Here is a 21138-nt window from a genome sequence, read left to right as displayed (position 1 = left end):
GTGCCGGCTGAGCCGGCACTTCTCTCAGCGGGAACATCATGTTGACCCTATTTCTACAGTTCAAACGGCTTGTCACCATCTGCATTTCGGCACCTGGCGGACGTATCAGCCTGCTTCTTTACGGCCTCGCCATCGCGCTGAACCTTGGCAGCGTCTATGCCGCTGTCCGGCTGGTCCAGTGGACGGGTGAGTTCTATTCAGCGATCGAAAAGGTGAACGGCCCGGAAGTCCTGCACCAGATCGGCATTTTCGCGTTGATCATCGCCGCCAACTCTGCCCGTGGCCTGTCCTACGAATACCTGCGCAAGGTGCTCGAGATCCGCTGGCGAAGGGCGCTGACCGACCATGCGATCGCGCTCTGGACCCGCAACAAGGCCTTCTGGCACATGGCGGCCGATCCGATCGATCGGATCGATAACCCGGACCAGCGCATAGCCGAAGATTGTCGTCTTTTCGCACGCGGTCTGCTCGTTGAGACCGTTGATCTGATCGGCGAAGTCGTCGGGCTCTTTTCGTATCTCACCGTGCTCTGGGGCCTGTCCAATTTCGCCCTGTCGCTGGCACCGATCGGCATCGACTTCGATATTCCACGCTACATGGTCTGGGCCGCTTTCCTCTATGTTGCGATCAGCAGTCTCATCACCCATCAGCTTGGCCGGCCTTTGAAGGGCGTTCTTGCCGAGCAGCAGCATCGGGAAGCCAGCTTCCGCTTCAGCATGGCACGGTGGCGCACCGCGTTTGACGAGGTCGCCCTGTCCAACGGCGAAGAGGCGGAGAAGCGGCAGTTTCGCCAACGCTTTGATGATCTCGCCGAGAACTGGAGAAGGCTGATCCGCGCCGAACTCGTGCTTGGAAGCTTCACCTTTCCGTTCCGACATTCGGTGCTGCGCATACCGCTGTTCGTCGCGCTGCCAGGTTATCTGACCGGTCACGTCGCCTTCGGTGGCTTGATGCAGTTGAGCATGGCATTTTCGCAGGTCGTGACGACGCTGTCATGGTTCATCTTTTCCTACCGGGACCTAGCAGAGCTGGTTGCAACAGCGTCACGCCTAGACGGCTTCCTGCAGGCGGCGGAGCGACATGGCAGCCACAAGCCCGTCATTGCACGATCGTTGCAGGAGCACGGCGGGTGCCTGAGGCAGATCGAGGTCATGTCGTCGGACGGCCGCACGCTGCTCCGTTTGCCGGACATTACGCTGGCGTCAGGTGACACCTTGTTGCTGCGAGGAAGATCAGGGGTGGGAAAGACGACGCTGGTCAAGACACTCGCCGGTTTCTGGCCCCATGGCTCGGGAAACTTGGCTATCCCAGACAGCGAGCCGTTCTTCCTGCCGCAGAAAGCCTATTTCCCCCTCGGTTCGCTTGAGGATGCTGCAGCCTATCCTGCGCGGATAGAAAATTTCGACGCCGATGCAGTCCAGAGTGCCTTGGCAGATGTCGGGCTCACGCACCTGCTGGGCAAGGAGCAGGCCGGTTCTGACGGCGATCTTGCAAGGCTCTCTGGAGGCGAGCTGCAAAGGCTGGCTCTTGCACGACTGCTGCTGCACCGACCCAGCTTTGCTGTTCTTGATGAAGCAACAAGCTCGCTCGACGAGGCGTCAGAGACCGCGCTACTGCAGACAATTCGCAGCCGGCTGCCCGACACAATCCTCATTCTGATCGCCCACCGACTGCCGCAATCGCTACACAAGCTGAAGATCCACGATCTCGACCTGCAGCCCACTCTTTTCTCCGCCTCTCGTTGAAGAGGCGTCGTTTCACCCATGCCTAGACAAATGGATAACCAATGACCGAGATTGAACCGCAAACCCGCCTCCGCCTCGAAGCGCGAGCTTCCGATATCATCCAGCGACTGCCAGCCATGGGCAAGTTGATGATCATCGGCAAAGGCAAAGGCGCAACCCATGAACGGATCGGCACGGTTGAAACCGTGACCGAGATCAGTGGCAAACTCGTCTGTGGTGGAATACACCACAAGTCCAGCATAGATCCGAACCTCATCGCCGATGTCATTTTCGACACGTCCAGCATCATGCAGAACCAGGTCTATCCACGGCTCGACTTCCGTAAGGCTGATGGGGCGACCCTGTTTGCAGCAGTCGGCTTCGAGGGGCTGGAGCCGTTCGAAGCTGCATTGGCGGATATCGCCCGCAGCAAGGATCCTTCCACTCGCGATATGAGCAGGCCGCAGCGGCCCGAACTCAATCCTGCGGATCCGGGTATCGCTCCTCTCAACCAGGCTTTGGAGGCAGCCACTCCGGTGACCATCCGCTACGATGAGCCGGGGTTCAGCCAGAGCTGGACCGGGATCGTCTCGAAGGTCAGCCCGGGCATGGGCTTCATCAACGTGATGACCGAAGACTTTCATCTCCACCTTCTCGGCGGCACGGTGGCGCATTGGGCACAAGAGGCCGCAGAAGTTTCCGGCGAACGTCTCTGCGCCGTCAATTCAGCAGGCGAGCGTATCGGATTGACCCTGGTCCTGTCTGCTCCAGCGTCAAACGCCCAAGGAGCCTGATACATGCAGATTGAACATCGACCTGGAACCTGGCTGGATGGCGATACTGGCCTGGCGGCGAACCATCAGGCCTTGCTGAAAGACATGGCCGGCAAACGGGTCGTGCTGCTCGGCGAGACCCATGACCGGTATGATATCCATCGATGGCAACTGCATGTCATCGCTGCTCTTCATGCGCTGCGTGAGCAGGTCGTTGTCGGCTTCGAGATGTTTCCAAGGCGGGTCCAGTCCGCCCTGGACCGATGGGTCGAAGGCGAAGTGAGCACCACGGATTTTCTCTCTGCATCGGAGTGGAAAACCGTCTGGGGCTTTCCTGCCGAACTCTACCTGCCCATCTTTAACTATTGCAGACAGTTCAAGCTGCCGATGAAGGCACTCAATTGCCGCCGAGCTTTAGTGACCGAAGTCGGCAAACTTGGCTGGGATGCCGTCCCCGTGAGTGACCGGGACGGATTGACACCAGCTCTGCCGGCATCCGCTGCCTACAGGCAATATCTGTTCGACATCACCGGCGGCGCCAGGCCCGAACGACCGGCCAAGGATGCGCAGGACGCAGACTTTGACCGCTTCGTGCGCGCCCAGCAAACCTGGGACCGGGCCTTTGCCTGCAACATCGCCCACGCCCTTGAAGAAAGGCCCGACGCACTCGTCGTTGGGGTGATCGGCAGGGGACATCTCGAGTATGGCCACGGCACACCATGGCAGCTTGGTGATCTCGGCATAGAGGACGTCGCTGTCCTGTTGCCAGAGGAAGAGCCTTCGTTCGACATCACCCGTCGCCGCGGTATCGCCAATGCCGTGTTTCGCCTGGACACAAACGATCGCGCCGCCTGATTTGAGCAGACACGTGGTCGCCAGGTGATGATCCCGGCGACCACGGCCCATGGGCTCGGACATCGGGCACGCCAGGGTTCTTGACCGATGGCGCCAGAAGACGGTAGCGATTGGGCGGAAAGGCGATTTCGGAGCGTGATTTCCGGATAAATTTCGTTACATTTTTTGAGCCGTTACGCCGTTACAAATACTTCATTAAATCATTGAAATTTATTGACTGTTACAGATTTCAAATCTCTCTAGCAGCACCATTTTTTTCTTTTGAAATCATTGTAGTAATTGCAACGTAAGTGGTTATGTCCAGTCCTCCGCTACAAGCGGACGATTTACGATGGCTAGCTGAACTGTTCCGCTGCATTGCTGCCAACCTTGAGCACCTTAAGCAGGGTTTGTCGCCAACAAGGCCGCACCGAGAGAAGCATTGCGGATCATTGCAGACGCGATGGCGGAGGTCAGTGAGGATCTGCGACGAAAAAGCCGGGGGCAAGCCCCGGCAAGTTGTTAAAGGGAAGCTGAAGGCAGTGCCTGGGCTTTACTGGTTCGGGAGCGACCGAAAGTGTCCGCAGACAGACTCGGTTTTGCCGAAGCGAACGCGATTGTAAGGGTTAACCCAAACCATAGCGTGACCTCATTTAATGCCAGTGGGCCTTGAAAGAGGACGATTTAAATGCGATTCTCTGACTTGGAGGTGCCGACAATCGCAAGGCTTTATCGCCTCTATCGGTTGCTTGGTCATCTGGGCCGCTGTCTTGGTTGCAACAGGACAGCGGCCTCTAAGCTTTCCGCCCCTGCTACGCCGATGACTGTGGCGCTAGGGGCAATTTCGGACGCGTCACTCCCTCTCCTCCTCAAAGGCTTTGTTGTTCCGGTTGTCCGACAGAACAGTCGGGTAACAGAAATCCAAAACGGCGCTGAATGTTTTGACAAACGCTTCGCGCCGCTCGTTTGTCCAGCTCTCCCCCTGCGGAGGAAGACTGGCGAGTAGTCCAGCAAGCGCGGGTGGCAGTGCATTCATGCCTAACGGTGCGACAGATGATGGGACACCGGGTAACCGGGATGACAGGCTGACAGGCTGCCGCGCGCTTCGGGTGATTGGCACTGGCTTTGTCGGAACACCTTTCCTTACAGGCGCTTGGCGAGCGGCACGTTCTGATCTAGCGCCGGCGTAAGTGTAGAGCCCTATAAACAAGGTAACCATCCTGTCTTGTTGACCGACAGGCTTGTAACTCCTGAATGCATCCCGAATATCTGTCTCATCCGCGGTGCCTGGCTCGATAAAGGCCAATGCATCCGCATAAGCTATGTTTAGCCACTCTATAATGCGAATTTTATAATCAGATTCAGGCGCTTTGCGCAAACCCTCAAGTGTGTCTGTAGGTCTCTTATCTTCGTCAAGAAGGCCCAAGGTTTGCATGGCTTGAAGGGTACGCTGTATTAAACTGTCGGAAATGCCCGCGCGACCAAGCACCTCTCCATCCACCGGTGAGGGCAGCCCTTTGTTACGATGGCGTTCGATCAGCCCAATGATCGCGCTTGCTGGAGCGTAAGGACCTGGACTTTCGGTTGTTACCGGCATCAAAAAATCTCCGAATTCAATTCGAAGACTATTCTACAACGTACAGACAGTCAATACTACGTTTCGTACGCTGCACCACCCATATCAGTCCTCATATCTAATTGTTTTTTAATGCTTTTATTGACGCAGCAAACAACACCGTAACATACAGGAAGATAACACTCCGAGAAGTCGTAGAAATCTCAACGCGTTTCACCGAATCGGGGATCATTGAAAAGGCCTAGGAAATAACGTCTTTAAAGCCAAAAACGTCCAAATCTGAGTCGTCTTCATGATTTATGATGCCAATCATAAAAAGTACCCATGACAATAAAGCTGTTTGATACGAAAGTAGGCTGGGAGTTGCGTTGTGATTCTAAGGCTAGGTGGAACCAACTGCGCACAATGGCCTTGTTAGGCAGTTCAGGCAGCTAATTGGAGAGAGCAAGTTTCCGAATTGAACCATATCAACGTGAGGGTCACGGAATCTGATAGGCAACGTTCACCCTTAATATCCATGCCGTCGACGCTGTGCAGCGCTCATGACGTCATATCCGAGGCAAATTACCATTGCCGCAAAACTTACCGGTTCCCCCATCCAGCCCTACTCCGCTCCCGCCCACGGAACATTGCCCCACCCACGTCGTTCTCTCGCGATGAAAAGCACCGATCAAAACGCCAAAGCTGGAATGGTGACCTTTGTCGTCGTCCTCTCCGTTGTCGCAGCCGTCCTTGTTTCGGCCTGTCTCCTGTTGCGCCCGCCGGGCGAGGTCAGCGATGCGCCTGCGTCGCCGCATGCGATCGATCAATCCCCCAGCCACCGAGCCCCCAAACGCAAAAACGCCCGCGTCATCAGCGGGCGTCGTGCGTAAATTCATGCGTCTGGTATCGATCGCTTAGCGGGCGAATGCGCCGCGGGCAATGCGTTCGATGTCGGCGCGGCTGATGCCGACGTCGCTGAGTTCGCGGGCGCTCATGCGGCCGAGTTCTGCGACGGTCTGACGGTACTTGCGCCAGTTGTTGAAAGAGCGTGCTACGTTCATGATAATCCCCTTTCCGGAGGCTGTGTTGACGACAGCAACCTCTTTTTCGGTTCCGGCGTCGTTTCGATGATGTGCATATAAGCGCCTGCTGCCACTTGGAAAATACACAAGCTTTCACGGCACCCGTGTGATTTACGCATAGCTGAAGCTTGAGCTATTCATCTGTTGTTAACCCACGTTTTTCCGGGCCTGGAATGGCGAAGAATGCATTCATTTCGATCTGGAAAAGCCGCGGACAGGTCAGGTGCATCTGCCACCGGCGGATGCCGGGCCGGATGATTTTACCCGCATGCTTGCGAGGTGACTTCGCAGCCTGCTGCCTGTAAAACACGGCCGGCGCTACCCGCGACAGCGGCGCCGCAGCCGACACCTTTCCTCTTGCACCGGATCTGCCATGTCCTCCCAGTCTTCCGCCTCCTTCGACCCGCAGCATGTGGCTGCCCAGTTTGCCGCTGCAGGCGCCCGTATCCCCGCCGCAGAGTTCAGCGTGCCGCCCGACGTCAGCGACGCCATGGCGGTTCAGGCGATCTTTTCGGCGACGCTGCCGGCAGAACCCATCGGCTACAAGGTGGCGCGGTCGCCGGACGGCGTTGCCGTGGTCGGCCGCCTCTGGCCTCTGGCGCTTGCCGACGATGCCGTCGTTACGGAACTTCCCTGGCGCGAGGGCGTGAAGATCGAGGTGGAAATCGCGGTGACGCTGGCGTCCGCCCTGCCGCCGCGCGCAGACGGCTACAGCGAGGCCGAGATCATGGCTGCAATCGGCAGCGTGCATCTGGGCATCGAGGTTCTCGACAGCCGCATCGCAGAAGGCGGCAAGGCGCCCTATCTGCTTTTCCTCGCCGACCGGCTGGGCAATGCCGGCTATGCGCTCGGGCCGACCGTGCCGAAAAGCCTGCTGGCACTGAATGGCGAAAAGCAGCTGGTCGTGCGCCTTGGCGACACGACGATCTACGCGGCTGACGCCCGCCATCCGACCGGCAATGTGATGGATTGGCTTACCGGCTGGGCGTCGAAGAGCGATCGGCCGGCCGGCTCGCTTTCGGCCGGCGAAATCATCACCACCGGCAGCCTGTGCGGCGCACCGGTTGCGGAGCAGCCCGGCCTGCTGACGGTCGAACTCGAGGGCGGACACGCAATGTCCATCCGCCTGACGGCCTGAACGCAAGCATGGCACCGGAGCCTCCGGTGCCATAGGTCTTGCTGCAATACAGGGCTTGCTCCAATACGGGGCTTGCGACCGGCTCAGAAACCGCCGGCAACCAGGCGGCGACGCAGGCCGTCGATGTCTTCGGTAACCAGGTCGTCGAGGCGGCGCTCCCAGTCGAGTGCCGTTTCAACGATCACCCGCAGGCTGTCATGCTGCGGTACCCAGCCGAGCTTTTCCCGCGCAAGGGTGGAATCGGCCACGACCAGCGGCGCATCGCCCGGCCGGCGCGGGCCGTATTCGACGGCAAACGGCTGACCGCTGACCTGCCGCACCGCCCGCAATATATCGAGCACGGAGTAGCCCTTGCCATAACCACAATTGGCAACCAGCGGCTGACCGCCATTGCGCAGATAGGCCAGCGCGCTCATATGCGCGTCGACCAGATCGTTGATATGGATGAAATCGCGCACGCCCGTGCCGTCGGCTGTCTGGTAATCGGTGCCGAAGACCGAGACCGACTTGCGCTTGCCCAGGGCTGCCTCGCAGGCGACTTTCAGCAGATGGGTGGCGCCGGCTGCGGAATTGCCCGCCCGGCCCTTCACATCGGCTCCGGCGACGTTGAAATATCGCAACGCGACATAACGCAGGTCATGCGCACGCGCCGTATCGCGCAGCATCATCTCGCTCATCAGCTTCGACTGGCCATAGGGCGATTCCGGGCGCAGGGTCGCGTCTTCCTTGATTGGCAAAGGTTCATCCGGCTGGCCGTAGACGGCAGCCGTGGACGAGAATATCACCTTGTCGATACCCGCCTTGACGGCCGCGCTCAGCAGCCTGTGGGTATTGCCGGTGTTGTTCTCATAATAGCTGAGCGGATCGGAGACGGATTCCGGCACGATGATCGAGCCGGCAAAATGGATGATCGTCTCGATGCGGTTTTCGGCAAAGACCTGCTTGAGAACGGAGGCATCGCCGATATCGCCAAGGTAGAAACGCGCCTGCGGCGCCACGGCCCAGCGGAACCCCGTCGACAGCCGATCGACGACGACGACGTCCTCGCCGGCGTCGAGCAATGCCCAGACCATGTGACTGCCGATATAGCCGGCTCCACCCGTTACCAAGATCGCCATGATTTTCTTCCCAACGTTTTCTTGTTGGGACGAACTAATCACGGCAGCATTGTCGAATGCTTATTTTTGCGGGCTAAGCGCCTGATTCAAGACGACTATTCGTCTATTTGCTTAAGTTTTCCCTAGCCGAAACATTCAAATTTTAGCGATGTTCGTCACAGCGCGAGGATGTAGCGGCCAAGGCGGTCGGCGGCCTCCTCGATCTGCTTGGGATTGCGCAGGAAGCAGGCGCGCAGGAAAGCCTCGCCGCCGGCGCCGAAGGCGGTACCCGGCGCGAGCCCGACGCCGGTCTGGTCGACGATGTCGAAGGCTGCCTGGCGGCTATCGGTGATTCCGTCGATCTTGAGGAAGGCATAGAGAGCGCCTTCGGGCTTCAGGGTCTCGACCCGGTTGGTGGCAATCAGCCGGTCGCAGAGGATATCGCGCGACTGCGTGGCGCGGGCGACGTTTTCCGCGACAAAGCCGTCGCCATGGTCAAGTGCCGCGATCGCGCCGCGCTGCATGAACGGCGCAACACCGGAGGTCGAATACTGGATGAGATTTTCCAGCACAGGACCGATTTCCGGCGGTGCGACGATCCAGCCGACGCGCCAGCCGGTCATCGACCAGTTCTTCGAGAAGGAATTGGCGAACAGGATCCGGTCGCCGTCTTCCATCACGTCGAGGAAGGACGGCGCGCGTTCGCCTTCGCCGTAATAATAGAGCGCATAGATCTCGTCGGCGAGGATCCAGATGCCGTGGCGACGGGCAATTTCCAGGACCTTTCTCAGATCGTCCTTCGTTGCCGTCCAGCCGGTCGGGTTCGACGGCGTGTTGATGAACAGTGCCCTGGTCTTCGGCGTGATCATGGCTTCCAGACGATCGAAATCGAGCGACCAGCCTCCGTCGGCAAAGGTCAGCGGCAGGCCGACAGCCTTTGCGCCGGCGATCTGGATCGCCGAGACGATGTTCGGCCAGGTGGGCGACAGATAGACGATCTCGTCGCCTGGCGAGGTCAGCGCCTGGACGCAGAGCACGATGGCCTGCATGCCGGAACCGGTCGCATAAAAATGATCGGCCGGCAGGTCGACGCCGAAATGGCGGCTGTAGTAGTTGGCCAGCGCCTGGCGCAATTCCGGCACGCCGCGCTGCCAGGTGTAGAAAGTCTCGCCGCCGAGAAGCGCGTCGCTGGCGGCCCTGCTGATAAAATCCGGTGTCGGCAGATCGCCCTCACCGACCCAGAGCGGCAAGAGGTTGTCGCGGGTGCGGGCATGGTTGACCAGTTCGACAATGCCGCTCTTCGGGGCGGCAAGCGCACGGGCGCTCAGGTCATTCAAAAACGGCATGAATCGGCGTCTCCAAAACTCAGTTGCGCTGATCTAGCCGATTGCCGGACAAAAATCCCATGACAATGATTGAGGAAGAGATCGATTCAGGTGATGGATCGCCGTGGCCCGCCATTGGCGAGCCACGGCGTCAGGCAGGTCAGGCCTTCTTCAGAAGGTCGCGGATTTCGGTCAGCAGCTGGATGTCGGCCGGCGGCGGCGCATCCTGGGCCGCCTGCTGCTCCTGCTTCTCCAGCGACTTGCGCAGCGTGTTCACGCCCTTGACCATCAGGAAGATGATCCAGGCGAGGATGACGAAATTGATCACCACGGTGATGAAGTTGCCGTAGGCAAAGACGGCGCCCTGTTCGCGTGCAGCCGCCAGCGATGTCGCCGTGACCTTGTCGCTCAGCGCCAGGAAGTAGTTGGAGAAGTCGAAGCCGCCGAAAACCACGCCGACGACCGGCATGACGATGTCCTGGACCAGTGAGTTGACGATCAGCCCGAAGGCACCGCCGATGATGACACCCACGGCGAGGTCCATGACATTGCCGCGCGCAATGAATGTCTTGAATTCGTTCAGCATACCGCTCTCCTTTTGCTGCGCTGACCATACCGCCCCAAGGCGGCTATCCCCCTCCAATGGTTAAAGAAAGATTTTCCATTCGGGAATGGTAAATTTCGACTTGGCCCATCTGATCTTCGACTTAAGGTCAATCCGAAGGCGATTTCAAAAACGATCGACTTCCCCTAGAATTTCCGTCGGGTGCCGTTCAGGAGGAAAAAGTGCTCCCAGGCTGGATTATCGTCGCATCGTCGCTCGGCTATCTGCTGTTTCTGTTTGCCGTGGCCAGCTACGGCGACCGCAGATCGCGTGTCAGCGGCGTTCCCGCCGGCGGCAGGCCTGCCGTCTATGCGCTCAGCCTTGCCGTCTATTGCACGTCCTGGACCTATTTCGGCGGTGTCGGTCTTGCGGCAGAGCGCGGGCTGGAATTCATGGGCATCTATATCGGGCCAATCCTGATGTACACGCTCGGCATGCCGATCCTGAGGCGTATCGTCGAACTGGCCAAGACCGAGAAGATCACCTCCGGCGCCGACTTCGTCGCTGCCCGCTACGGCAAGAACCCGATCGTCGGTATGCTGGTGACGATCATCTATCTGGTCGGCATCATCCCCTATATCGCCCTGCAGCTGAAAGCGGTCTCCAGCTCGGTCGCCACCGTCATGGACCCCAGCGCCTACGGCATCGGCACCGGCAATCTCTATTTCATCGACCTGCCGCTGATCGTCGCCTTCATTCTGGCCTGTTTCGCGGTGGTCTTCGGTACCCGCCACACCGATGCGACCGAGCATCAGGACGGCCTGATCCTGGCGATCGCGATGGAATCGGTGGTCAAGCTGGTGGCCTTCTGGACACTCGGCATCTTCGTGCTGTTCTTCATCTTCGACGGACCGGCCGATCTCTGGCAGAAGGCGCAGGACAGCGAAGCGGTGATGGCCGCGCTCTCCTACCAGACGCCGCCTGCCCGCTGGATCCTGCTGATCGCGCTATCGGCCTTTGCCATCATCATGCTGCCGCGCCAGTTCCATGTGACGGTGGTGGAAAACCGTACGCCGCGCGAACTGCGGCTCGCCGGGATCCTGATGCCGATCTACCTGATCGCCATCAACATCTTCGTGCTGCCGGCGGCCATTGGCGGGATCATGACCTTCGGCGGCACCGGCGACGCCGATCTCTATGTGCTGTCTCTGCCGTTGCATTCCGGCGCAAGTCTGGTCTCGCTGCTGACCTTCATCGGCGGATTTTCCGCCGCAACCGCCATGGTCATCGTCGCCTCGGTGGCGCTCGCCATCATGATATCGAACGACATGGTGCTGCCGATCTTCCTGCGGCAGAAGCTGCTGGAGCGCCCCAGCCAGCGGGCGAATTTCGCCAAGACGCTGCTGCATATCCGCCGCACCGCGATCTTCGGCGTCATGCTGCTCGGCTATGTCTACTACCGCTCGGCCGACAATTCGACCGGCCTCGCCTCGATCGGTCTCCTGTCGTTTACCGCGATCGCCCAGATCGCACCGGCGATGTTCGGCGGGCTGATCTGGCGCCGGGCCAATGCGCGCGGCGCAATCGCCGGCCTGACATCCGGCTTCTTCGTCTGGGCCTATCTCTTGTTCCTGCCAAGCCTCGGCGCCATCGACCATTCCTGGATCGCGTCCGCCGTGCTCGGCTTCCTTCTGCCCGGCATGCAGATGTTCGAACCTGCCTTTGCGGATTCGCTGGTCAACGCCACACTGTTCAGCCTGGCGGTCAATACCGCCGCCTTCATCATCGGCTCGCTCAGCCGCAATCCGCGGCCGGTCGAGCGCATCCAGTCCGATATCTTCGTCAAGCGTCATGCCCGCTCGCATTTTGCCACGCGCGGATGGAAAACCAGCGTTGCCGTCGGCGACCTGAAGGCGGCCATTGCCCGCTATCTCGGCGACGAACGCATGGAGCGCTCGTTTCGCACCTACGAACAGAAGGCCGGCCGCAAGCTCGCAGACGACAGCCCGGCCGACATGGCCTTCATTCATTTCTCCGAACAGTTGCTGGGCAGCGCCATCGGCTCGTCGTCCGCCCGGCTTGTCCTGTCGCTGATCCTGCAGAAGGCGGAGGATACCTCGGCCGATACCGTCTGGCTGCTCGATCAGGCGTCCGAAGCGCTGCAGTACAATCAGGACATGCTGCAGACCGCGTTGTCGCAGATGGAGCAGGGCATTGCCGTCTTCGATGCCTCCGACCGCCTGACGATCTGGAACCGGCGCTTCCGCAGCCTGCTCGACCTGCCCGAACATGTCGGCCAGGTCGGCTTTCCGCTCACCGACATCATCGCGATCCTGATGCAGCGGGGCGACGTGACACCGGCAGGACAGTCGGCGGTGGTGCGCAGCTTCCACCAGTTCGACAACCCTTTCCGCATGGTGCTTTCCGGCGGCGAGCGCATTCTCGAAGTGCGCTGCAATCTGATGCCGGACAAGGGCATCGTCGCAACCTTCACCGATATTACCGCACAGGTGGAAGCCGACCGGGCGCTGAAACAGGCAAACGAAACGCTGGAACAGCGCGTCAGCGAACGCACCGCCGAACTGACACGGGTCAACCACGCGCTGGCCGAGGCACGGGCTGCCGCCGACGATGCCAATATCGGCAAGACTCGCTTCTTTGCCGCCGCCGGCCATGACATTCTCCAGCCTCTCAACGCCGCCCGCCTCTATTCCTCGTCGCTGGTCGAGCGCCTCGGCGCTTCCGACAACAGCGCGCTGGTGCGCAATATCGATTCCGCGCTGGAATCGGTCGAGAGCATTCTCGGGGCAGTGCTCGACATATCGCGCCTCGATACCGGGGCGATGAAGCCGCGTTTCTCCACCGTGGCGCTGAACGGCTTGCTGGAACGCATCGAAACCGACTTTGCCCCCCTGGCGCGGGAAAAGAATGTCAAGCTGGTGGTCATGCCGACCGCGCTTGCGGTCCGCTCCGACCCCAATCTCCTGCGCCGGCTGGTGCAGAACCTCGTCTCCAATGCGATCAAATACACCCCGGCCGGTCGCGTCGTGGTCGGCGCCCGGCGCCAGGGTGACAAAGTCATCATCCAGGTGACCGACAGCGGCATTGGCATCCCGGCGTCGAAATTCCGCACCGTATTCAAGGAATTCGCCCGGCTGGAGGAAGGCATGCGCACGGCGTCCGGTCTCGGGCTCGGCCTGTCGATCGTCGATCGCATCGCCCGCGTGCTGCATCATCCGGTCGAACTTGCCTCCAAGCCCGGCCGCGGCACGACCTTCCGCGTGGCCATGCCGCTCGAGATCGCAAAACCGCTCAGCACCGGCGTGGTGCCGCTTGCGGCCTCCGATCGCTCCAACCTCACCCTAAAGGGTTTGCGCTTGCTGTGCATCGACAACGAACCGAAGATCCTCGAAGGCATGGCACTGCTGATTTCCGGCTGGGGCTGCAGCGTGCAATGCGCCGGCTCGATCGAGGAAATGGATATGCTGATCTCGACGGAGACCCAGCCACCGGATCTGGTCATCGCCGACTATCATCTCGGCGACGGCAGCGGCATCGGGGCGATCCTCAGGCTCCGGGCACTCTATCAGGCCGACGTTCCGGCCCTGCTGATCACCGCCGACCGCACGGCGGAAGTGCGGGCCGAAGCCGAGCGGCATTCGATCACCCTGCAGCACAAACCGGTCAGGCCGGCGGCGCTGCGCGCCTTCATCACCCAGGTCTATTCGCAAAAGCGGGCGGCGGCGGAATAGCTCACTGCGAGATCGATCGCAGGACGGCAGCCGGTTCCTCTCTTCGCCTTCCGGCCAATAGCGCCTGCCGCCCAACCTATCTATGCTGGCAATCGGCCTCTTAGAGCATCGGGGCATATTGCCGGCCGGGAGGGCCATTGACTGCATGAAGATCGCATTGCTGTCCGACATCCATGGCAACCGCCAGGCCTTTGAGGCGGTGATGACCGATGCGCTGGCCCGCGGTGCCGAGCGCTTCGTCATTCTCGGCGATATCGTCGGCTATGGCGGCGATCCGCGGTGGTGCGTCGACAGGGTGATCTCGCTTGCGGAAGAGGGCGCCGTGGTCATTCGCGGCAATCACGACCAGGCGATCGTCGACCCGAGCTACTCGATGACATCGGCGGCCGGCATCGCCATCGACTGGACCCGCATGACGCTGGAGCCGCGCCAGCGCGCCTATCTCGGCAAGCTGCCGATGGCGGTCGAGGAAGAGGACCGGCTCTATGTGCATGCCGACGGTTCGGCGCCCGGCCGGTTCCGCTACGTCACCGATGCCACCACGGCGCTTGCCCATTTCGACGGCTGCAGTCAGCGCCTGAGCTTTTGCGGCCATGTGCATCGGCCCTGCCTTTATGGCTATGGCCAGGGCGGCAAGGTAACTGTGTTTACCCCGACATCAGAGATCGGCATTCCGCTGGCTGCGCCACGCCGATGGCTCGCGGTCATCGGCTCGGTCGGCCAGCCGCGCGACGGCAATCCGGCAGCGGCCTACGCACTATTGGACACCGAACTCGGCGAGCTTTCGTTCCGCCGCACTGCCTATGACATCGGTGCCGCCGCCAGCGCGATCCGTGCCGCCTCGCTGCCGGAGAGCCTGGCGACCCGGCTTTTCCAGGGACGCTAGAGCAACTCCAGCAAAAGTGGGAACCGCTCTTGCGTCCGAAGTCGCGTAAAAACAAAGAGATAGAGCATTGAAGGCGACCCCGTTTTTTCCGGCAATGCTCTAGGGAGAAGAGAAAGGCCACCATGCCCAAGGGACGTCTCAAGCAAGGCGACATCATCGACGGATTTGCCATCGGCACGCCTGCCCATACCGGCGGCATGGCGAAGCTTTACCACGTCAGCCATGCCGATCATCCCGGTGCATTATTGATGAAGGTGCCGGAAATGGGCAGCGGCACCGATCCGGCGATGATCGTCGGCTTCGAGATGGAACAGATGATCCTGCCGAGGATCGGCGGCCCGCATGTGCCGCGCTTCATCGCCAATGGCGACTTTGCCCGCGTGCCCTATATCGTCTTCGAACAGTTGCCGGGCAAATCGCTCTATCCGGAACTCGACCGCCTGCCCAGGCCACAGCCGGAGGTGATAGATGTGGCAACAAGGGTGGCAACAGCGCTTGCCGACCTGCATCGGCAAAAGGTAGTGCATCTCGACATCAAGCCGTCCAACATCCTGTTTCGCCAGACCGGCGAAGCGGTGCTGGTCGACTACGGCCTTGCCCGGCATCTTGAGCTTCCCGACCTGATGGACGAGGAATTCCGGCTGCCCTATGGCACGGCGCCCTACATGGCGCCGGAACAGATTCTCGGCGTGCGCAGCGATTTTCGCTCCGACCTGTTTGCCCTCGGGGTGATGATGTATTTTTTCTCAACAGGCCGCCGACCATTTGGCGATCCGCAGAGAATGAAGGGCCTGAAGAGACGCCTGTGGTGGGATCCGCCGCCACCGCGCGAACTGAACCCGATGGTGTCAAAGGCGTTCCAGGAAGTGATCCTGCGCTGCCTGGAAATCGATCCCGCCCGGCGCTACCAGAGAGCGGCGCAGCTGGCGCTGGACCTTGGCGACCTGTTCAATGTGCGGCTGACGGCGCGGGCGGAAAAGATCGAGCGCGACCCCTGGAGCGTCCGGCTGAAACGGCGCCTTCATCCCGATCCGATCGAGCTTGTGCGGCCACATGGGGCGGCCGCGATCCTTGCCAATGCGCCGATCGTGTTGGTGGCGATCGATCTCGGCGAAGCGTCGCAGGATCTGGCCGAAGCCCTGCGGCACACCGTCAGCCAGATCACCCGCAACCGGCCACATGCCCGCGTCGCCTGCCTGAATGTGCTGAAGATCGCCCGCATCGCGCTCGACAGCGATCTCGACGCCGAGGGTAACAACAAACATGTCATGCGGCTGGTGGAGCTGAAGCACTGGGCCACGCCGCTCGGCCAGAAGGAGGGCGACGTCACCTTTCACGTCATCGAGGCTGTCTCGACCGCCAGTGCCATCCTCACCTTTGCCCGCGACAACAATGTCGACCACATCGTCATGGGCGCCCGGCCCAACTCGACCATGCGTACGCTGATGGGCAGCGTGTCAGCCGAGGTCGCCGGCTCGGCGCCCTGCTCGGTCACCGTTGTCAGGGTGCGCAACCCGGCAAGCGGTTCGCCGCAAGCGGTTGACGCAGAGGACCATGAAGGTGTGGAACATGCCTGACGGCGCCGGTAATTGGTTAGCTTAAACTTACAATAAACCCTACAGTCGCAAGGCCCAGACCGTGGCATGGACGATGACGCCCGGCTCGGCCGCCAGCCGCAGCGCCCGCACCGGCTCAAAACCGGTGATGCGCTTGGTGCCGGTATGGCGCCCGCCATCGGCAAAGATCTCCAGCGAACCATAGTCGACGAAAACGCGAAAACGCTTCGCCTTGACCGCCTTGGCGAGATAACGCGGACCGGGTGGACCGGCATTCTCATGCATCTGCTCAGGGCTGTGTTCTTGCCTGTTTTCGGGCCTGTTTTCGGGCCTGTGTTCGGGCCTGTGTTCGGGCCGGTGTTCGGGCCTGTGCTCCTGGACGATCTCCAGCCCCTCGCCGTGCTGGGTTACCGCAAGGCGCATCTCCGGATGATCGAGCTCGAGATGAAATGTCGCCCCCGGCTCGCTGAGGTCGAAGACGATCTCTGCTGCACCATGCGGCAGCGCCACCGTCTGGCCGGCGGCCAGCCTTGTGCGGTCGAGCATGCGCGAGCGCAGGCTTTCGGCAGCGCCAATCGGCGGCGTCAGCAATTCGCCATCCTCCAGCAGCAGCGTGCGCGGCAGGCTCATGGCCGTGGGGAAATCAATCGTCGGGCCGGTGTCGGCCCAGTTGCCGAGCCAGCCGATGCCGACCGGACTGCCGGCATCGACAAAAGCCTGGAAGGCATAATTGTCGGTGCCGAAATCCAGCTCGCGGCCGAATTCCTTGGTGAAGGTCCGGCCATCGAACCAACCGACGTCGACCATGGACAGGTTGCGGCGGCCGGTTTCCTTGTCCTCCCCGTTCATCAGGCCATAAATCAGCGCCCAGCGGGTGACGGGATCGCGCGGATCGCCATCGAGCGGCAGCAGGCAGGGGCATTCCAGCGCCGAGGTCTCATACCGCGTCTCGGTATAAAGCTTGCCGATATAGGTCCAGCCGCCAGCCGCCGCATTGTCCTCCGTCTCGTAGAGCAGAATGACGCCTCCGGCGTCGCTCTGGCTGCCGAGCAACATCTTCCAGTGCCCGTCCGGGCCACGAAAAACATACGGATCGCGGAAATCAAAGGTCAGCCCCTCGCCGTCCGGCCGGCGCGGAAGGAGCACTTCGGCGGCACCGGCGCTGAACAGATCGGCCGAGGTCGCCGACATCTGGATCTCCTGCTCGGGCACCCGGTCGGCGATCTTTTCGGTGAAGAAGACGCGGATGCCCGGCCCGTTCGGCAGGGCAATCGCCGAGCCGGAAAAGGCGCCGCCGCGCTTGTCTGGCCTCACCGACAGGTCTTCCGACGGAAACAGGAACACAGGCAGGTGACGCCAGCGCAGGTAGTCGGAGGACACCGCATGGCCCCAATGCATGTTGTTCCAGATGCGGCCATGCGAATAATGCTGGTAGAACAGATGCGGCCTGCCGCCGAAGCGGCCAAAGCCGTTCGGATCGTTCATCCAGCCGAACGGCGGGCGGAAGTGATAGCCTTCCGGCAGCTCCGGCGGCGCGTTGGCCGGATTGGTGTGCAGAACGGTAATGCCGGTCTCCAGCACGTCGCTGGCGGTGAACCAGTAGGCCACCGATACGGAGGTCACCGCCGGGTCGTAGATCAGCTCGATCGAGCCACCGCCGAAGACATGGTAGATGCGGAAGGAATGTTCCTCGGCATTGACCGCCTGGACCTCGCCGAACTTGCCATTGGCGCTGTGGAAGGAGACCGAGCCCGGCTCTTCCGGCGAGACCGCCTTCAGCCAGAGATGCAATGTCGCGTTGACCGGAAGCTCTACCTCGATAGTGCGATGGTCCATCGCCGTCTCCATTGAACCTGCCATGTCATTTTCTCCACATTCTCAATCAAGCCAAGCGGCACGCCCGCCGGCTGAGCGATGGGCAGGCCGCGCGCGAGATGGAACAACGACAATGCCCGCCAGCCTGTTCCCTTTCCCGCCTGTCATCAAGCCTTCATCGCAGCGTCATCGCGCTTTCATTCGCAACCGCTATCGGAAGCTCGAGAGATTCCGGACCTGGAGCGACTGCCGATGCGTCTTGCCGTTTCCATCCTTGCCACCCTTGTCGGCCTCTTGCCGCAATCGGCGCTGAATGCCCCCTTCCAGGCGGCCCAGCCGCTTGCCTCCCATTCTTCTGGCCGCAGCGCCCTGATCCACCAGCGCCTGACCGATGCCAATCTGTGGCGTGACCATGTCATGGTGGTCGCCCACCGGGCCGGCTGGAAGGAAAACGGCGTGCCGGTCCGGGCGGAAAACTCGTTTGCGGCTATCGACCATGCCGTCGAACTGGGCGTCGAGATGGTCGAAATGGATGTGCGGCGCAGCCGGGACGGCGTGCTGGTCGTCATGCATGACGCGACGCTGGAGCGCACCACCAGCTGTCACGGCGCGGTCGAAGACCTGTCGCTTGCCGCGCTTCGGACCTGTCGACTGGTCGTCGAAGGTCAGCGCCGACTGACGGATGAGACGGTATTTACCCTGGAGGAGGCGATGCTCCATGCCAGGGGCCGCATCCTGATCAATATCGACAACAAGCTGGAACCGGAGGCACTGGTCGAGGTGGCCGAACTGGCGCAACGGCTGGAGATGACCGACGGCGTGCTTTTGAAAATGGCCGTGTGGAACGCCGAACGGCTGCAGCTTGCCCGCGACATTCGCCGCGCGATCGGCCCGGAGATCGCCTTCATGCCGATCCTGGCCGACGACGCCGTAAAAGAAGCCGATTTCATCGATCGGACCGAAGCGTCGCTGTCGGCACCGGCCGCCGAACTGATCCACTGGTACCGCGATGCCGCCCAGCCGCTGACAACCGATGGCGGACCGCTTCTGTCTGCCCGGGCCAGGGCGGCCGCGATCCGCAACGACACACATCTCTGGGTCAATACCTATCCGATCACCGACCGACCGGAGGGCATGGTGGCCGGCGGACGCGGCGACTATCTGGCCATGGCCAGCGGGCGGGCGGAGGATGTCTATGGCTTCTTCATCGACCGTGGCGTGACGATCATCCAGACCGACGAACCGGCAGCCGTGATCGGCTGGCTCGACGCGCAGGGGCTGCGGCGCAGCTACGATCTGACCAATTGAGTTCTGATGTGAGTTCTGATGCCGGACGGTTTGACCGCCCGGCATGCATTGCTTGAGCCTTGCTGTCAGGACCTTGTGGAAACCACCACCGCTGGCGCGTCTTCGACGTCCACCTGGCGGGCGAAATAATTGGCCAGCAGCGCGCCGGAAATATTGTGCCAGACGCTGAAGATGGCGCTCGGCACGGCGGCAAGCGGCGAGAAGTAAGCATTGGCCAGGGCGGCGCCGAGACCGCTGTTCTGCATGCCGACCTCGATGGCGATCGCCTTGCGCCTGGCCAGCGACAGGCCGCAGACCTTGGCCGCGAAGAAGCCGAGCAGATAACCCAGGCCATTGTGCAGCACGACAACGGCAAAGATCATCAGGCCGGACTGGACGATCGCGCCCTTGCTGGCGCCGACGACGGCCGCGACGATCAGCACGATGCCAAGCACGCTGACCAGTGGCAGTGCCGGAACGGCGGCACGAACCACGGCCGGTGCCAGTTTTTGCAGGGCAAAGCCCAGCGCCAGCGGCAACAGCACCACCTTGACGATGCTGATGAACATGGCCATGGCATCGACGGGCAGGAACTGGCTGGCAAACAGCCAGACGAGGAAGGGCGTGACGATCGGCGCTGCCAGCGTGGTGACGCTGGTGCAGGCAACCGACAGCGCCACATCGCCCTTGCTGAGATAGGTCATGACATTCGATGACGTGCCGCCCGGGCAGCAGCCGACCAGGATGACACCGGCGGCGACTTCCGGCGGCATGGGGATGAGCATGGTCAGCAGCACGGCCAGAAGCGGCATGATGACGAATTGCGAGCCAACCCCGATCGCCACATCGAACGGCCGCTTCACCACCTCGCGGAAATCATCGAGCGAGATTGTCAGGCCCATGCCGAACATGATGATCGCCAGAAGCGTGACGATCCACGGCACGATCTGCTTGAACAGTTCGGGGAAGAAGAAGCCGAGCACGGCGAAAAGGATGACCCAGACGGCAAAGGTCTTGCCGACAAAGCTGGAAAAAGATGCGAGCGATTTCATGATTGCCTCCCGATAAACGTAGATCGCGGTTTAGGTTCGGCTTGCATTCTGTCAAGCCGCATAGCGAACCGATCGGTACATCTGCGCATGAGGAAGCGCGCAGCGATTACGTTTTCCGCATGGATTTGCGGCGAACCGTTCGCCAAGGGCCCTTGGCACGCCCAATTCCACCCTGCCCAGCGTGTCGCACCGGCCGCTGACTTCCTTCTCCCCCCGAGGGAGAAGGTGCCCGAAGGGCGGATGAGGGCGCTCACCCGCACAAACCACCGCACAACCACCTCCAGCGGGGATGACTTTTCCAAATCCCCCAACGTTTTCAATAAAACACACCCTATTTCATCCCCCTCGTTTCCGCCCGTGCGATACTCTCCCCGTTCCGCCTTCGGATACACCGGGTGTTGCGAGCCCGGCGAAGCGGAACCGGCGCCGGAGGGCGCGGCTGTCGCAGGCCAGACCCTCCGGGCCGGATGCAACGGTCTCCCTCCGGTGGAGGGATGGTGGATGGCAAAGACCTCGGATGGTTTGAGCCAACCTCGATCCCAACGGCCATCGGACGTGCCTCAGCGGCACACAAACAAGGCGCCGGACCTGATAGGTTGATCGAGTGATTGATTGATCGGGTCCGGTGACAAAGACGGCGGGAGCTATGGTCGCAAATGACCCGCTCCCCGGGCGAGGGTCAGGTCGGGATGTGCGCACATCCGCCGAGAACCTG

The 21138-nt window shown here is 61.2% G+C and carries 15 protein-coding genes; 8 read left to right on the top strand and 7 right to left on the bottom strand.

What is annotated here, in order from left to right; translation table 11 throughout:
• Nucleotides 1-38: 38 nt before the first annotated feature.
• From GVK95_RS02660 to GVK95_RS02650, 3 genes are read left to right on the top strand one after another with little or no spacing between them, the layout of a single operon-like run.
• Nucleotides 39-1745, top strand: coding sequence for an SbmA/BacA-like family transporter (locus tag GVK95_RS02660; RefSeq protein WP_159946316.1), 1707 nt, complete (start codon nt 39-41; stop codon nt 1743-1745).
• Nucleotides 1746-1786: 41 nt separating this feature from the next.
• Nucleotides 1787-2518 (top strand): hypothetical protein, encoded by a 732-nt coding sequence (locus GVK95_RS02655; protein ID WP_159946314.1) that lies wholly within the window; start codon nt 1787-1789, stop codon nt 2516-2518.
• A gap of 3 nt (nt 2519-2521) precedes the next feature.
• Entirely contained in the window at nt 2522-3352 is an 831-nt protein-coding gene (locus GVK95_RS02650; protein WP_159946312.1) for a ChaN family lipoprotein, read from the top strand.
• An 832-nt stretch (nt 3353-4184) separates the two neighbouring features.
• Here the strand turns inward: GVK95_RS02650 and GVK95_RS02645 are convergent.
• Together GVK95_RS02645 and GVK95_RS02640 are read right to left on the bottom strand one after the other, a co-directional pair.
• Nucleotides 4185-4928: a DUF5343 domain-containing protein gene (locus tag GVK95_RS02645; protein WP_159946310.1), complete on the bottom strand. Its 744-nt coding sequence runs from the start codon at nt 4926-4928 to the stop codon at nt 4185-4187.
• 875 nt (nt 4929-5803) lie between these two features.
• On the bottom strand, nt 5804-5950 hold the full coding sequence (locus GVK95_RS02640; protein ID WP_159946308.1) for a DUF1127 domain-containing protein: 147 nt from the start codon (nt 5948-5950) through the stop codon (nt 5804-5806).
• Between the two features lie 394 nt (nt 5951-6344).
• On the opposite strand from GVK95_RS02640, the gene GVK95_RS02635 reads away from it, so the two are divergent.
• Nucleotides 6345-7109, top strand: a complete 765-nt coding sequence (locus tag GVK95_RS02635) for a fumarylacetoacetate hydrolase family protein (protein WP_159946307.1) — start codon at nt 6345-6347, stop codon at nt 7107-7109.
• A gap of 83 nt (nt 7110-7192) precedes the next feature.
• Here the strand turns inward: GVK95_RS02635 and galE are convergent, their stop codons facing one another.
• From galE to mscL, 3 genes are all read right to left on the bottom strand, one after another.
• Nucleotides 7193-8227, bottom strand: coding sequence for a UDP-glucose 4-epimerase GalE (gene galE / locus GVK95_RS02630; RefSeq protein ID WP_159946305.1), 1035 nt, complete (start codon nt 8225-8227; stop codon nt 7193-7195).
• A gap of 155 nt (nt 8228-8382) precedes the next feature.
• The gene (locus GVK95_RS02625; protein ID WP_159946303.1) at nt 8383-9552 is read right to left on the bottom strand and encodes a pyridoxal phosphate-dependent aminotransferase; all 1170 of its coding nucleotides are present in this window, start codon (nt 9550-9552) and stop codon (nt 8383-8385) included.
• A gap of 139 nt (nt 9553-9691) precedes the next feature.
• Entirely contained in the window at nt 9692-10117 is a 426-nt protein-coding gene (gene mscL / locus GVK95_RS02620; RefSeq protein WP_159946301.1) for a large conductance mechanosensitive channel protein MscL, read from the bottom strand.
• A gap of 200 nt (nt 10118-10317) precedes the next feature.
• Here mscL and GVK95_RS02615 point away from each other — a divergent pair, with 200 nt between their 5' ends.
• The 3 genes from GVK95_RS02615 to GVK95_RS02605 all read left to right on the top strand — a co-directional run bounded on the left by GVK95_RS02615 (nt 10318) and on the right by GVK95_RS02605 (nt 16290).
• Nucleotides 10318-13827 carry a PAS domain-containing hybrid sensor histidine kinase/response regulator gene (locus GVK95_RS02615; RefSeq protein ID WP_159946299.1) on the top strand — a complete coding sequence of 1170 codons (3510 nt, stop codon included), beginning with the start codon at nt 10318-10320 and terminating at the stop codon, nt 13825-13827.
• Between the two features lie 145 nt (nt 13828-13972).
• Nucleotides 13973-14713, top strand: coding sequence for a metallophosphoesterase family protein (locus tag GVK95_RS02610; protein ID WP_159946297.1), 741 nt, complete (start codon nt 13973-13975; stop codon nt 14711-14713).
• 122 nt (nt 14714-14835) lie between these two features.
• The gene (locus GVK95_RS02605) at nt 14836-16290 is read left to right on the top strand and encodes a bifunctional serine/threonine-protein kinase/universal stress protein (RefSeq protein WP_159946295.1); all 1455 of its coding nucleotides are present in this window, start codon (nt 14836-14838) and stop codon (nt 16288-16290) included.
• 39 nt (nt 16291-16329) lie between these two features.
• Here GVK95_RS02605 and GVK95_RS02600 read toward each other — a convergent pair whose 3' ends face one another.
• On the bottom strand, nt 16330-18129 hold the full coding sequence (locus tag GVK95_RS02600; RefSeq protein WP_159946293.1) for a GH32 C-terminal domain-containing protein: 1800 nt from the start codon (nt 18127-18129) through the stop codon (nt 16330-16332).
• Between the two features lie 207 nt (nt 18130-18336).
• Between GVK95_RS02600 and GVK95_RS02595 the strand changes: the two genes are divergently transcribed.
• Nucleotides 18337-19392 (top strand): glycerophosphodiester phosphodiesterase family protein, encoded by a 1056-nt coding sequence (locus GVK95_RS02595; protein ID WP_159946292.1) that lies wholly within the window; start codon nt 18337-18339, stop codon nt 19390-19392.
• 65 nt (nt 19393-19457) lie between these two features.
• Here the strand turns inward: GVK95_RS02595 and GVK95_RS02590 are convergent, their stop codons facing one another.
• Nucleotides 19458-20423, bottom strand: a complete 966-nt coding sequence (locus GVK95_RS02590) for a bile acid:sodium symporter family protein (protein ID WP_159946291.1) — start codon at nt 20421-20423, stop codon at nt 19458-19460.
• Nucleotides 20424-21138 lie beyond the last annotated feature (715 nt).

This window comes from Rhizobium sp. 18065 (genome assembly GCF_902706095.1).
Lineage (GTDB): Bacteria > Pseudomonadota > Alphaproteobacteria > Rhizobiales > Rhizobiaceae > Allorhizobium.
This window is presented reverse-complemented; position numbering and strand designations above follow the sequence as displayed.

Excerpts from the sequence above, each read along its gene's own strand:
- GVK95_RS02660 (WP_159946316.1), top strand. The coding sequence starts at position 39 with ATGTTGACCCTATTTCTACAGTTCAAACGGCTTGTCACCATCTGCATT.
- GVK95_RS02655 (WP_159946314.1), top strand. The coding sequence starts at position 1,787 with ATGACCGAGATTGAACCGCAAACCCGCCTCCGCCTCGAAGCGCGAGCT.
- GVK95_RS02650 (WP_159946312.1), top strand. The coding sequence starts at position 2,522 with ATGCAGATTGAACATCGACCTGGAACCTGGCTGGATGGCGATACTGGC.
- GVK95_RS02645 (WP_159946310.1), bottom strand. The coding sequence starts at position 4,928 with ATGCCGGTAACAACCGAAAGTCCAGGTCCTTACGCTCCAGCAAGCGCG.
- GVK95_RS02640 (WP_159946308.1), bottom strand. The coding sequence starts at position 5,950 with ATGAACGTAGCACGCTCTTTCAACAACTGGCGCAAGTACCGTCAGACC.
- GVK95_RS02635 (WP_159946307.1), top strand. The coding sequence starts at position 6,345 with ATGTCCTCCCAGTCTTCCGCCTCCTTCGACCCGCAGCATGTGGCTGCC.
- galE (WP_159946305.1), bottom strand. The coding sequence starts at position 8,227 with ATGGCGATCTTGGTAACGGGTGGAGCCGGCTATATCGGCAGTCACATG.
- GVK95_RS02625 (WP_159946303.1), bottom strand. The coding sequence starts at position 9,552 with ATGCCGTTTTTGAATGACCTGAGCGCCCGTGCGCTTGCCGCCCCGAAG.
- mscL (WP_159946301.1), bottom strand. The coding sequence starts at position 10,117 with ATGCTGAACGAATTCAAGACATTCATTGCGCGCGGCAATGTCATGGAC.
- GVK95_RS02610 (WP_159946297.1), top strand. The coding sequence starts at position 13,973 with ATGAAGATCGCATTGCTGTCCGACATCCATGGCAACCGCCAGGCCTTT.
- GVK95_RS02605 (WP_159946295.1), top strand. The coding sequence starts at position 14,836 with ATGCCCAAGGGACGTCTCAAGCAAGGCGACATCATCGACGGATTTGCC.
- GVK95_RS02600 (WP_159946293.1), bottom strand. The coding sequence starts at position 18,129 with ATGGCAGGTTCAATGGAGACGGCGATGGACCATCGCACTATCGAGGTA.
- GVK95_RS02595 (WP_159946292.1), top strand. The coding sequence starts at position 18,337 with ATGCGTCTTGCCGTTTCCATCCTTGCCACCCTTGTCGGCCTCTTGCCG.
- GVK95_RS02590 (WP_159946291.1), bottom strand. The coding sequence starts at position 20,423 with ATGAAATCGCTCGCATCTTTTTCCAGCTTTGTCGGCAAGACCTTTGCC.